At 61.9% G+C, this 12676-nt stretch carries 14 protein-coding genes; 8 read left to right on the top strand and 6 right to left on the bottom strand.

The features are described 5' to 3' along the window. Positions 1-149: 149 nt before the first annotated feature. From J3R84_RS03590 to J3R84_RS03600, 3 genes are all read left to right on the top strand, one after another. On the top strand, positions 150-1721 hold the full coding sequence (locus tag J3R84_RS03590) for a sensor histidine kinase (RefSeq protein ID WP_057211476.1): 1572 nt from the start codon (positions 150-152) through the stop codon (positions 1719-1721). Next, positions 1693-2658 (top strand): peptidoglycan-binding domain-containing protein, encoded by a 966-nt coding sequence (locus tag J3R84_RS03595; protein ID WP_025426328.1) that lies wholly within the window; start codon positions 1693-1695, stop codon positions 2656-2658. Before J3R84_RS03590 ends, J3R84_RS03595 begins: the two co-directional genes overlap by 29 nt. Before the next feature lie 96 nt (positions 2659-2754). Continuing rightward, on the top strand, positions 2755-3114 hold the full coding sequence (locus J3R84_RS03600) for a DUF1491 family protein (RefSeq protein WP_025426329.1): 360 nt from the start codon (positions 2755-2757) through the stop codon (positions 3112-3114). Positions 3115-3256: 142 nt separating this feature from the next. Here the strand turns inward: J3R84_RS03600 and J3R84_RS03605 are convergent, their stop codons facing one another. Next, the gene (locus tag J3R84_RS03605; RefSeq protein ID WP_025426330.1) at positions 3257-4327 is read right to left on the bottom strand and encodes a DUF2336 domain-containing protein; all 1071 of its coding nucleotides are present in this window, start codon (positions 4325-4327) and stop codon (positions 3257-3259) included. 294 nt (positions 4328-4621) lie between these two features. Between J3R84_RS03605 and J3R84_RS03610 the strand changes: the two genes are divergently transcribed. From J3R84_RS03610 to J3R84_RS03620, 3 genes are all read left to right on the top strand, one after another. Continuing rightward, positions 4622-5305 carry an SH3 domain-containing protein gene (locus J3R84_RS03610; protein ID WP_025426331.1) on the top strand — a complete coding sequence of 228 codons (684 nt, stop codon included), beginning with the start codon at positions 4622-4624 and terminating at the stop codon, positions 5303-5305. Between the two features lie 145 nt (positions 5306-5450). Continuing rightward, positions 5451-5735, top strand: a complete 285-nt coding sequence (locus tag J3R84_RS03615) for a hypothetical protein (protein WP_025426332.1) — start codon at positions 5451-5453, stop codon at positions 5733-5735. Between the two features lie 312 nt (positions 5736-6047). Continuing rightward, a complete protein-coding gene (locus tag J3R84_RS03620) occupies positions 6048-6221 on the top strand; it encodes a hypothetical protein (protein ID WP_164474925.1) in 174 nt (57 codons plus the stop codon). A gap of 163 nt (positions 6222-6384) precedes the next feature. Here the strand turns inward: J3R84_RS03620 and J3R84_RS03625 are convergent, their stop codons facing one another. The 3 genes from J3R84_RS03625 to J3R84_RS03635 all read right to left on the bottom strand — a co-directional run bounded on the left by J3R84_RS03625 (position 6385) and on the right by J3R84_RS03635 (position 9865). Further along, positions 6385-6930, bottom strand: a complete 546-nt coding sequence (locus J3R84_RS03625; protein WP_025426333.1) for a DUF1254 domain-containing protein — start codon at positions 6928-6930, stop codon at positions 6385-6387. Next, positions 6923-7510 (bottom strand): DUF1214 domain-containing protein, encoded by a 588-nt coding sequence (locus J3R84_RS03630; protein WP_025426334.1) that lies wholly within the window; start codon positions 7508-7510, stop codon positions 6923-6925. Before J3R84_RS03630 ends, J3R84_RS03625 begins: the two co-directional genes overlap by 8 nt. 150 nt (positions 7511-7660) lie before the next feature. Next, positions 7661-9865 (bottom strand): transglycosylase domain-containing protein, encoded by a 2205-nt coding sequence (locus J3R84_RS03635; protein WP_025426335.1) that lies wholly within the window; start codon positions 9863-9865, stop codon positions 7661-7663. A gap of 264 nt (positions 9866-10129) precedes the next feature. Between J3R84_RS03635 and J3R84_RS03640 the strand changes: the two genes are divergently transcribed. Beyond that, positions 10130-10597 (top strand): YcgN family cysteine cluster protein, encoded by a 468-nt coding sequence (locus J3R84_RS03640; protein WP_203529126.1) that lies wholly within the window; start codon positions 10130-10132, stop codon positions 10595-10597. 108 nt (positions 10598-10705) lie between these two features. Further along, the gene (locus tag J3R84_RS03645; protein ID WP_025426337.1) at positions 10706-11215 is read left to right on the top strand and encodes a GNAT family N-acetyltransferase; all 510 of its coding nucleotides are present in this window, start codon (positions 10706-10708) and stop codon (positions 11213-11215) included. Between the two features lie 63 nt (positions 11216-11278). Here the strand turns inward: J3R84_RS03645 and J3R84_RS03650 are convergent, their stop codons facing one another. Further along, positions 11279-11614, bottom strand: a complete 336-nt coding sequence (locus J3R84_RS03650) for an MmcQ/YjbR family DNA-binding protein (protein ID WP_025426338.1) — start codon at positions 11612-11614, stop codon at positions 11279-11281. Positions 11615-11938: 324 nt separating this feature from the next. Continuing rightward, complete coding sequence (locus J3R84_RS03655; protein WP_164474924.1) at positions 11939-12079, bottom strand: hypothetical protein; 141 nt, start codon at positions 12077-12079, stop codon at positions 11939-11941. Positions 12080-12676 lie beyond the last annotated feature (597 nt).

Below are 12676 nucleotides of genomic sequence, written 5' to 3' on the forward strand. Positions count from 1 at the left end.
CGTTTATTCTTTCATTAAGCCGGGGATGCGAGATTCCGACATGTCACGAGGCAGTTCGAATGGCGGCCCGCATGAAGCGGAAATCGGTCACGCTCAGTCTCGCAAGAACAACAAATGTGGCAGGGTAAGGCGTGAGCGTATTGCGTGACATGGCTGGCAGATGGACGTCCCGCGTGGACGAGGCCGCTGCCCTGTGGTTGCCCCGCCGCGAGGCTGGCTCCGCCATTGGCCGTCGGGACCTCAAGCGTCTGCGTACGGTCGCTGCCGTCTCCCTGACAGCACTTCCGGCAGTACCGCTGGCGCTTGCGCTCGCCATGCCCGTTTCCTCCGCATTGCCGCTTGGGACCGCTCTTTGGGCGTCCGCCTCGCTGCTGGCCGCTGCTACCGCCATTGCTCGTGGACGCGGCAACCAGGCCTCGGAAACGCTCGAGCCGGCTGTACCAGATCTTCCGGATCTTTCGGCCGCCTACGACCTTTTTGCCGGTCTTGTCACCGTGCACGATCTGCGCGGCAATGTTCTCTCCATTCACGGCCGTGACTCGGCCGAGCATCTGACCCTGATGCGCGACCCGGGCGGCCGCGGCTTCATCGAGCAGATCCACGTCTCCGATCGCATCACCTTCCTGAGCGCGATCGATATTCTGCGCCAGGGCGGCGAGCGGGCGACCGTCAACATTCGCATCGAGCGCCGGTCGCTGCCGGCTGAAGGCGAACAATTCGTCCATATGTGCTGCGAACTCGCACCGCTTCTCGACCGCAACGGCGGTCTGACGGCGATCCTGGCACAGTCGCGCGATGTATCGCAGGAAGCACGGCTGCGCGTCGAAGCTGCGGCGAGAACCGCAGAAGCGGAATCGGCCAACGATGCCAAGACCCGTTTCCTTGCCGCCGTCAGCCATGAACTGCGCACGCCGCTCAACGCCATCCTCGGCTTCTCCGACGTGCTGACGGGCGAGTATTTCGGCAAGCTCGAAAACGACCGCCAGCGCGAATATGTCAGCCTGATCCACAAGTCGGGCGAGCACCTTCTGTCGGTCGTCAATACGATGCTCGACATGAGCAAGATCGAAGCGGGCCGCTACGAGCTGGTTCCCGAGCCCTTCCGCGTGGCCGAGGCGGTCGCGGCCTGCGAAGCGATGCTGTCGCATCAGGCCCAGGAAAAGGGCGTCAAGCTGGCGAGCCGCGTGACCCGCAGTGTCGGCGAGATCAATGCCGACCAACGCGCCTTCCAGCAGGTTCTGATCAACCTTGTCGGAAACGCCATCAAGTTCACCGACCACGGCGGCATGGTGACGATCGACGCCGAGCTTGACGGTCCGGCCTTGAAGCTGACCGTCAGCGACACCGGCATCGGCATCGCCGCCGACAAATTGCAGATGTTGGGGCAACCCTTCGTCCAGATCCAGAACGACTACACCCGCCGTTACGAGGGCACCGGTCTCGGTCTCTCGCTGGTCAAGGGCCTCGTGGCGCTTCACGGCGGCGAGGTCGCGATCCGCAGCCGCGAGCGCGAAGGCACAGTCATCACTGTTACGCTGCCCAGCGACGGGTCCGGCATCGTCGAGGCCAATCGCGAGGAACCGCGCTCGGCCGTGACCGTCGAATTTCCGCCGCGGCTGAGAGATAGTGACACGCAGGCGGTTGCCGATGGCGACCGATTCGAAAGGACGGGTTTGAACGAGGAACGGGGATATGGCGCCGCGCAAGCGAAAACAGCCTGATCGCAAGAAGGCGGCGCGTTCCGCGCCAGGCCTTGCCATGCGTGGGCTGGCTCTCGCCGGCCGCGGGGTTGCGCTTGCTGGACGGCTGGCGGCCCGGCACCCGTTGAGTGCCGGCGGTTCGGCTGCCTTTGTTGTGGTCTTCTCCTTCGTTGCTGCAAACGCCATGTGGTACCAGCATGGCGCCCATCCATCGCCGTTGCTTCGCACCCGCGTGCCGCTTGTCAGTCCAGAGACCGCCGAGCGCATCGCCGTCGCCAAGGGCGCCGAGATCGAGCCGCGCAACGTCACCACCTTCGTCATCAAGCGCGAGGACGACAAGGCGACGGAAAACGTCGAGGAGGTGATCGCGGCGGTCCCGTCTGAGGCGCCTGCCGAAAAGCCGTCGCCCGAACGTGTCGCCTCGGTGCCGGAGACGTCCGCGTCACCACTGGTCGCCGATATCCAGAAGGAACTGAACCGCATCGGCCTTTATGATGGCGTGCCGGATGGACGCACAGGCCCGCGCACGTCAGCCGCAATCCTGCGATTTGAGAAGCAGGCCGGACGCACCGAGACAGGCGCCGTGAGCGCCGAACTGCTGCGCGCCCTGCGCACGACATCTGGCCAGAAGATGGCCGCGGCACTGCCGGCAAGCCGGCCCTACGCCGATCCGAAACGTGCAGTTGCCGATGTCGACCCTGTCGCCGCAGCCATCCGCTCGGCCGAGACCGACAAGATGCTGATTCCGCGTGCCGAGATCCCGGTGTCGAGCGAGCTGGTCCTGGACATCCAGAAGGGCTTAAGCAACCTCGCCTATGCCGACATCGTCGTCGACGGCGTTGCGGGGGACCAGACGCGTGCAGCGATTCGCCATTTCGAGAAGCACTACCGGTTGCCGCAGACCGGTGAGCCCAATGCCAAAGTGCTGAAGAAGCTCAAGGAGATCGGCGCGCTTTGAGGGACCTTCTCACGGGCGCGTCTCCCATCCGTTGAACACATTCTTGTCGCGGCAGCCAATTTGCATGCCTGGCTCCGCCCGTGTACAGGCATGTCCATGCGTCTCAAATCCCACATTTTCGTCTCCGCGTTGCTGCGCCGCGCCTTTGCGCTCGGTGGGTACGCAGCTATCCTGCGCAAGGGGGCGGAGGACGCTGGCGCGATCTTTATTCGTCAACGCACGCGGATGGGTACCGAAACGCTGTTTGCACCGGCGCCGCAGAACTTCTTCGATGACGACGCCAATATCGGTCGCAAGTTCGAGATCCGCTTGAAGGATCGCGATGGCGACGCCGTGGATGATGCACTCTCCCGTGAAATCCGTTTCGATCCGGATTGCTGGATCGTCGAGATCGAGCTGGACGATCGCGCCGACCTGTTCGATGTCGTGCCGGAAGACGGCGCAAACCACTCTTGAACCATATGTGAGAGCTGGGCCGGCTCGGTCGTGACCAGGACTAGAGCATTTCCAGGAAAAGTGCGAAGCGGTTTTCCGTCAGGAAATGCGTAAAAACAAAGAGATAGAGCGTTTGTTCGGTTCCGTCTAAATCGGAAACGCTCTAACGGCGGCCGAACACCCGTTGCGGCTTGGCGCCGCCGGCGGCCCCGGCTACCTTGCGGACGGTCAGCTGGCACGCATCATTGGCATGGTCATCCGCAAGATAGGGCTGGTGCCGTGCCGCGGGCGCGTCCCGTTCCTCGGATTGCAGCCAGGCGTCAAGCTGTTCGCGGCTCGATGTCGGGTCCATGGCGCCGGTCAAGGCTTCAGCGCGCGTGGTGCCGCCGATGCGTTCGGCGAGGTGCGGATAAAGCGACTGCAGCACGAAGGTGAGATCGTCGGTCGGCAGCGATAGGGCGATCAGGCTCGTCGCCAGCTGTTGGCCGGAAACGTCGAGAAGAATGCGCTCGACCAGGTGCCCTCCGGCATCGAGCGCCGTCGCCAGCGCACGCGAAAACAGGATGATCTCGCCGCTGCGGGCAAAGCGCACCAGGAGGGCGCTTAGCGTAGTGCTGATCGGTATAATGGTAGATGCGGCGGCAGCCGCCTCGTGCGCCGCGACACGGGCAAGTGTCTTGATTTCGGTGCGCAAGGTTTCCTCGCGCGCGGCCCTTGCAGCATCGACATCCGGCTCGGCCAGCGTTGAAGGCGCAGCGACTGTCTGTTGCCGCACGTCCGGGCGGGCGGAAAGGCCGGCGGGGTTGTGGTGCTCGACCAGGGCATCGATCACGGAAGGCGACAGAGCGGTGCGGCGGGCGATTGCACCGGCGTGGGCCGCTCCCTGCTGGCGGATGATGCCGATAAGCGTTCGATCCGACAGGGCCTGCGAACGGGTCAGGAAAATGGCGGCGATCGAGATCGGCATGCTGCCGATCAGGGCTGCGACCGGCTCCGGAACATGGGGGCACTGCGACAGCGCGGCGGCGGCCTGACGGCGCGCTTCGCTGCTGGAGCCGAGGAACAGCGGCTCGAACAATTCGGAAAATTGCTTCATGTCGGACTTGCGAGGGATCCGCAGGCTTTCGAAACCGCTGACGGTTGCCATCAGGACGACGTCCTTCAAGCGGCCCGTCTGTGGCCTTTCCAACTCACGAAAGCGATCCGTCACGATAAATCCTTGCACGCAAAACATGATCGCCATTGCCGGCGATCCGGAACGGCACACGTCACTAAAAATAAAAGAAAAGCGTTAGCGTACTGTTAACTATGGACGTTGGGGCTTTATTCAGGCTTGCGGCGTGCGAGCGGCTGGTGATTTTGTGCGCTTTCTATCGCAAAGCCCTGCTTCCTGTGGGCTCGATCGTTTCCAGCCTTAAAAAATCCACAAGCGGCTTTAAGTGATCGCGGTGACGGTGAAGGGTTCCGGACGCCCGCCGACGCAAGAGGGCTTAGTGAAGAGGGGCCTTCCGATGGGAGAAAGCTTACTGTGAAGAAAATAGTGTTGCGCGCAGCGGCCATATGCGCGCTTTTCCTGGCGCCGGCGATTGCCGAGGCGGCAGAGGGGTTTGCAACCGCCAACGTCAATATGCGGTCCGGTCCGAGCACGCGCTATCCGGCAGTGTCGTTGATCCCGGCCGGAGAAGCCGTCGAAATCCACGGCTGTCTTGCCGATCTGCCCTGGTGTGACGTTTCCTTCTTTGGCGGCCGCGGCTGGGTCGCCGGACGCTATGTGCAGGCGGATTATCGTCGCAACAGGGTCTATGTCGAACCGCAATATTACCGCCCGCTCGGTATCCCGACGGTGGTCTTCCAATTCGATCGCTACTGGGACCGCAACTATCGCGGCCGTGACTTCTATCGCGACCGTGACCGGTGGCGTCGTGGGCCGGATTGGGTCGACGACAACCGTCGCCCGCGGGACTGGGAACGTCAGCGTGACCGCGATCGCCGCGAGTGGGAACGCGACCGCACCCGGCAGGACTGGGAGCGTAACCGCAGAGACGGCGAGCGCTGGGACGATCAGGCAGGCGGCGATGACCGCCGCGACTGGGAACGTCAACGGGACCGCGATGGCACCCGCGTGCGCGAGGACTTCGAAGATGGTTACGGCGGCGCTCGCCCGGTTCCATTGATTCGATGCCAGGCGATGGACCCATCCTGCGTGGAGTGATGCGAGTGGTGGGCGATGCGCCCAGCTTTCGGACGGGCGGCCCAAGGGCCGCCCGTTTTTCGTTGGCGTTCGGATTTTCGCTGCTCTCGGTCGGAACCATTGCCGTTGCGATGCGTTGAAAGCGGGCAAGAGAAGGAGCGTTGCAATGGTAGAAAAGAAACTGCAGGCGGTGCGTGACACGGTCGAGAGTGAAGTCGAAGCATCGGCTGCTCGCGTCGAGTTGGAAGCGCAGATTGCCGAGTTGCGCGCCGAGATTGCCCGGCTGACCGATAGCGTGTCGGCGATCGGGTCCGGTGCAAAAGCGGTTGTTCAGAGCGAAGCGGAGTTGATGACCGAGCGGGTGCGAGAGCGCGTCCGTGAAGAGCCGATTTCGACGCTTCTGACCGTTGCCGGCGTTTCCTTCCTGTTTGGACTGTTGTCCAGGCGCTAGCCATTCCCGTTCCGCCCGAAGCTGTTACCCCGGATACAGTGTTTTGTTTTTCCGGGGGACATACTCCCACAGGTTAGGGGTGCAGATGCGGCGTTAACCATCTGTTAACCAGCCTATGGCTCAATCGAAGCGGACCGTCTATGATTGGTCTGTACCACTTGAGCAAGCAGCAACCTCCGGGCGACCGGAAGAAGGAGAAGATGAGAAAAGCGCGCCTGTCCGGGCACTGCCCGGGAAAATGCGCTGGCCCCGAAAGGGCAGGGTGAAATCTGTACGGTAGTTCATCCGTCTCAAGCCTATATGGAGACGAGCATGGCAGACGTGATCAGAATGCAGGACCACAAGGTCCAAATGCCACCACGCAGACCTCCGGCCATATCGGGCGGAGCAAAAGTGCTTCTGTTTACCGGAATCCGCTACGAGCGTCTCGATGGCCGCGATCCGCAGCCAACCGCGCCCGACGGACGTCGGATCAAGAAGCAGTAGTTATATCCACCGCCCATGTGTCGGCTGCATCGGCCGGCCTGCGCACGGCTTTGCTTGTGCCAACAACGCTCCGCCCCTTGCGGTCGCGTTCATCTTCTCCACGACATCGAGATAGGAACGGCAAGGCTGAAGGCCGCGTACCCTGTCCGAGGGACTGCGCTGACTAACGACGGAACGGCTCGCAGCTTGATTCCGCCAGGAAGTTCCGGACCTGATCCTCGAAGCTGTCGAGCGGCGCCATGGCGCGCAGCACCGCATAGCCATCCTCTTCCTTCATCTCCACCATGATCGATTGTGCCAGAGCTTCCGGCGGCGTCTTGCGCAGTTCCACCAGCTGGATCGGCGTCGCAACCACGAGGTCGAGCCTGCCGTTGACGGCGGTGTGGTCGTTCATGCTGAAGACCTCATTCGATGCGCTGTCGAAAACCGCAAGCGACCAGAAAGGTACCGCGCCTCTGGCGAGGAACCGCGCCGGACCGTCGGTGATCGAAAAGCTGCAGACGGCCGTGCGGAGATAAGGGTCGTCGTTGCTGAGGCCGGTCGGTCCAGGGGTACTCGTCAAAGAAAAGAAGCTGTCCATCTCGAGAAGACCGAGAACGCGCGTATAGGCGTCGCGACCGGTAAATTGCGGCAGCACCAGCACGATGATGATATGCAGCAGTGCTGCGCCCACGAGACCAAGGATGGAAGCGAACAGCACACTACGCATCGCCGCATCCCGTTTTCACGATTTTCGGCATGGCGAGATCGATAAGGCCGGAGGAACCTGCCGTCGGGGTATCGAGCAGCGTCAGGACCAGCCGGAAGGTTCCGGAATGCCGTAACGCTACCCAGTTGTCCGGCTTGGCGTTCGGCGAGACATGGATGGTGAAGGAACTGTCTTCGGCGCGCAGCACCGTCCACGAGTTGATCGCCGAAGGCAGATCCGAGCCGGGGCGCAGCGGCACGCCATCGGCATTCGCTGCATAGAGCGTCCAGAATCGCGCCTGCGGCGTCAGCCCCGAGACATCGTAGGAGCAGGCGGCCGACAGCTTCTCGCCCCTGTCGTCGACCTGTGCCATGAACATCAGCCCTTCGGCGCCGCCATAGAGCAGTTCGCCGGCCCGGGCGCGATGTGCCTTGGCATAGGGGTCGGCATTCTCGGTCTGTGCTTCGGGGAAGGCGACCCACGGGCCGATCGAGATCGAGCCGAAACCGACCGTCGCCTTCAGCGCCCAGACGGCTGAAGCGATGCCGCCGCCGAAGGCGATGGCAAGGGCAAGGGCGACGAGGAGGGGAATTCGGAACAAGGGCGGCTCTATCGAATATGGTTATGCATAGGCGCAATGCGCCGCGCAGCCCATGTCTCGCCCAAACGGGCGCGCGACGCAACGGCGATCATCGCGCCGACCTGGCAACCGGTATCGATCCGGCCGTTCAATTCAAGGTTTCGAGCGCGTTCAATTGCTGGCGGCATTCGGGAGAGCCTGTTGGGAGGACCCGCCGTCGGCGGCGCCGAGTACGGCGACTTTGCCGCCGCTCCTTTCCGGCGCCTTCAAGGCGGGGGCCTTTTCGAAGGTATCGCCCACCGAACGCAGGAGCCGTGTCACGTCTGCCGATAGCGACCGCGGCCGCACCAGCGGCGGCAGGGCATTTTCATCCGGCTTGGCATTGGCGACCTCCGGTTGCTTGCTCGGTGCAGGCGCCGGGGACGTTATCCCCGGTATCTGGCGGTGCTCGATGCCCTGTTCGGCATAATCCATCAGCCGCTTGAAGGTCATTGCCGGCAGCGAACCGCCGGTCATGTTGTTGGTCGAAGTATAGTCGTCGTTTCCGAACCAGACCGCCGTCGTGTAGTCACCGGTAAAACCGACGAACCAGGCGTCGCGATAGGCCTGGGTGGTGCCGGTCTTGCCGCCGGTAACGATGCCGTTGTCGAGGGCCGCCTTGCGTGCCGTGCCGATCACCGGGATCTGCGTCAGCATCGAATTCATCGATGCGTTGGCCTGCTCGGAAAGGATGCGTCTGGCCGGCGGTTCGTCGCGGGAAAAGTCGTAGAGGATGTCGCCGTCATAATTCAGGATCTGGCTGATGCCGTGGCGGCGTGATTGTAGGCCGCCGGCTGGGAACACGGCATAGGCCGTCGCCTGGTCGAGTACCGTCACTTCGGAGGTGCCGAGCGGCATCGTCTTGTCGGTGCGCAGTGGCGTTTCGATGCCCATGTTCTTGGCGGTCTGCGCGATCAGCTCCGTGCCGAGCTTGTCCTTGGCGAGGCGCACCGGGATCGAGTTGATCGACCTAGCGATCGCCGTCAGGATGGTGATGCGGCCGGCATAGCTGCGGCCGTAATTCTGCGGTGACCATCCGCGCCAGGTGATCGGTGCGTCGACGACGATGGTCTCCGGCGTCATGCCTTTTTCCATGGCCGCCGCGTAGGTGTAGACCTTGAAGGAAGACCCCGGTTGGCGCAGCGCCCGCGTGGCGCGGTTGAACTGGCTCTCGCCATAGTCGCGGCCGCCGACCATCGCCCTGACAGGACCTCCGTTTTCGACCATCACCAGTGCGCCCTGCTTCACATGGAAGCTCTCGCCATATTGCCGAAGGCTGGACTCGACCGAATCCTCGGCCGCATTCTGCAGCCCCATGTCGATGGTGGTGCGCACGATGAGTGAATGCTGGGCAAATGGCCGGGCGATGCGCTGCACTTCGTCAAACGCCCAGTCGAGGAAGAAGTCGGGCGCCTTCACCTGGGCGCGATCGATGACGGTTGCCGGGTTGAGACGTGCCGCAATCACTTGGCCCTCAGTCATCAGCCCGCCCTGGACGAGGTTTGTCAAAACCTCGTTGGCGCGGCCGCGGGCGGCCGGCAGGTTGACGTGCGGGGCGTAGCGCGCCGGTGCCTTGAAGAGGCCGGCGAGCATGGCGGATTCCGCCAGGTTGACGTCGGTGATCGCCTTGCCGAAATAAAACTGCGCCGCTGCCGCAGCACCAAACGTCCCGCCGCCCATATAGGCGCGGTCGAGGTAGAGCCGCAGGATCTCTTTCTTCGAAAGGTTGGATTCGAGCCAGATGGCCAGAAACGCTTCCTTGATCTTGCGCTCGATCGTGCGCTCGTTCGACAGGAACAGGTTCTTGGCGAGCTGCTGCGTCAGCGTCGAGCCGCCCTGGACGACACCGCCGGCGCGTGCATTCTCGGTCATGGCGCGGGCGAGCCCGAGAAAATCGATGCCGTAGTGGTCGAAGAAGCGCCGGTCTTCCGTTGCGAGCACAGCCTTGATCAGATGATCCGGCAATTCGTCGATCGGCACGGAATCTTCGTGAATGATGCCGCGATGGCCGATTTCGTTGCCGTAGCGGTCAAGGAAGGTGACGGCGAAATCGCTTTGCGCCCGCCAGTTGCCCTTGGTCTCCTCGAAGGCCGGAAGAGCGAGAGCCAGCATCAGCACCGAGCCGGCCGTTCCCCAGGTCATACCTTCACCGAGGACCTCGAAGACCGCCTTCTTCCAGCCCGTGACGCGGAAGCGGCGGAAGAAAATAGTGGTATCTTCCCACCATTGTGAGAGTTTGAACCCGGCATTCCAGACCGTCGAATCGATCCAGGAATCGATTCTCAGAAAGATGTGCCGCTTTTTCGGCCGGTTATCGTCTTTCCTCGGTTCCCGCACGGTCTCAACGTCCTGAAGGCTTTTGGCATCATGCCGGTGCCGCGCGATATTTGCACGGCGTCAAATTCCAATCTACTTGCATATCGCGCCGGTGGCCTTAAAAAACCGGCAATTTTCTGCGAAATTTCTCTCCTGCATGTTTCCTTTGGTCGTCGCCGATTAAAGGACAAACCTGCAGCAACTCAAATCGCTACTGTGACCTTTGCACGTCTGATAAGACGTGCCGCGCAGTAGCGCGACCGATTTGACGAAAGTGTGATGGCGATGGGCGAAATGCCTTTCTGGAAGGCGAAGAGCCTTGACGAGATGAATGACGCGGAGTGGGAAAGCCTCTGCGACGGCTGCGGGCTCTGTTGCCTCAACAAGCTCGAGGATTGGGAAACGGCAGAGATCGCCTGGACCTCGATCCGCTGCACGCTGCTCGACGGCGAGAGCTGTCGGTGCAAGGACTATCCGAACCGTCAGGCAACGGTGCCGGATTGCATTCAGCTGACGCCGGACGCGGTGCGCGAGATTACCTGGCTGCCGTCGACCTGCGGCTATCGGCTGGTGGCGGAAGGCCGCGACCTCTATTGGTGGCATCCGCTGCTCTCGGGCGATGCCGAGACGGTGCACACCGCCGGCATTTCCGTGCGTGGCCGCACCGTTGCGGAAGACGGCATCGACATCGAGGACTACGAGGATTACCTCGTGACCTGGCCGCTGGAAGTCGGCGAGAAAAGTTTGGGTTAACAGCCTGTTAGCTGCCCTTGCGGAATCGGTTTTGGAACGGGGCGCCATTGCAGGCACTGCGGAGAGCAGCTAGAGATCGGTGGTATTCCATCGTTCTCAGGCATTCCGATGATCAGCACCGACCGCCTCATTCTCCGCAGACCGCAGCTGGAGGATTTCGAGCCCTATCAGCAGATGTGGTCGGATCCAGAGATCCTTCGTCATATCGCACCGGCCCCCTTTTCCGGCGAACAGATGTGGACGCGGTTTTTGCGTCAGGAGGGCGGCTGGCAGTTCTTTGGCTTCGGTTATTTCGTGATCGTAGAGAGAAGCTCCGGGCGCTTCGTCGGGCAGGTCGGCTTTCAGGAACTGCGCCGCGAGATTTCTCCCGCCCTGACCGGGACGATGGAGACCGGCTGGACGATCGCGCCTGAGGCGCAGGGACGCGGTTATGCCAGCGAAGCTGCGCATGCGGCTTTCGGCTGGGCGCGGGAACATCACGCCGGACGCCGCGTAACCGCTATCGTCAGCCCGGCCAATGCGGCATCGATCAGAATCGTGGAGAAACTCGGCATGCGGCCGTTCGCGCAGACGGAGTATCACGACAAGCCGGTCACGCTTTTCGACTATGTTCTCTGAGACGATTGCCTGCGGATAGAAGGTCGTCTGCAGACGGCTTTCGAAACGTCGATGCCGGCCGCGTCAATGACGGCCGTTCTTCTTCACCAGGCTTTTGGGGGCAACATTGCGCCACGCGGTTTCCATCGACTGGCGAACGAGATCCTCGTCGGCCTCGACAAAGTAGAGCGAGGTCCAGCCCTTGTTGCCCCAGCCACCGGGGACCGCAGCGCAGACGCCGGGTTCCATTTCCAGCAGCATGCGCTGCTGATCCGGTGTGAACTTGAAAACCGCCCGCCCTGCCTCGGGCAGAGACATGAAGATGCGCTTGCCCACACGGAAGTCCCGCGTGCCGAAATGGGCATTTTCTTCCGTTCCCGGCAGGCTCAGCGCCAGTTTTTCAATCTCGTCGGTCAGCATGGAAAAAGAGTAACACGGTTTTTCCGATTGGCCAAAAGGCAGGAAATCGCCACACGGCTGGCCATACGCGCGGCTCGATACGCCACCGCGGGAGGCGGGATTCACAGCGTTGTCAGCTTCTTTTGGGGCTGCGCGGGCGGGGGGAATACCAGCTGGATGCGACCGATCACCCCCGAGAACGAGAAGGCTCTTCAAGACACAAGGCGCTTTTAGAGCTGCATTAAGCCAAAAAGCGAAAGCCGCTCGCGGCGTTGACCGCGGGCGGCTTTAAGGTCGATGGGCATAGTCGTGTCGACAAGCCTATTCTCGCGCGCTAGCGCAGGCTTATTCAGCCGGCTGAACGGGCTTCGGTGTTGTCTGGGTGGCTGAGCGCATTTCGCGCCATTCGCTTTCGAAACGGTCCAGCAGCGACTGCGGTACCTTGGACTGCTGAGATGCCGGCTGGTTGTTTACGAGCGTCTGCATCCGATCCTCCCGGGCCTGTTGCAAATTCATGACTAGTTGACGGGCGGACAATTTCACATCGTAAACGCTTTGTAAATCAGTGGCTTAAATCATTTAAACGATTGAAAAATCTTTAAATCGATTAATTTTTCAATGATCCACAGTTGCATTCAGCCGACCGGGGACAGCGGGCCAATTTGGCGCTCGGTGAGTCGGGAGGGCGGTCTTTTGAGCAAGCGGCTTTGGCGATCAGGCGCTGTAGTGGGTTGATAGCGCGCGTGCGCGACGTCACCGCAAAGCGAGCAAGTTCAGTTGCGAACGGCGTTTCGATAATCGCGATCTGGCTGTGAGATGAGAGTATTTGACCCCATGAGGCGGCCTGAAGGCCCGACGTGCGCGCGGCAACACCAAACAATGCAGAGGCTTAGATGAGGGGTCGGACTCTTCGCCGGATCGCGCTCATTCAACCCCGCAAGAGCCGGACTCAACTTTGGAAGATGTGCGGCCAAGAGATTCAAAGGACTCGGGATTTCGAGCCCACTTCAAGTCTTGCCGTAAGCCGAGCGACGGAGGCTGCGGCCATCTGGTTCTCGACCGAGTACCCAACGATAGCAGGAA

Source organism: Ensifer canadensis, assembly GCF_017488845.2.
Lineage (GTDB): Bacteria > Pseudomonadota > Alphaproteobacteria > Rhizobiales > Rhizobiaceae > Ensifer > Ensifer canadensis.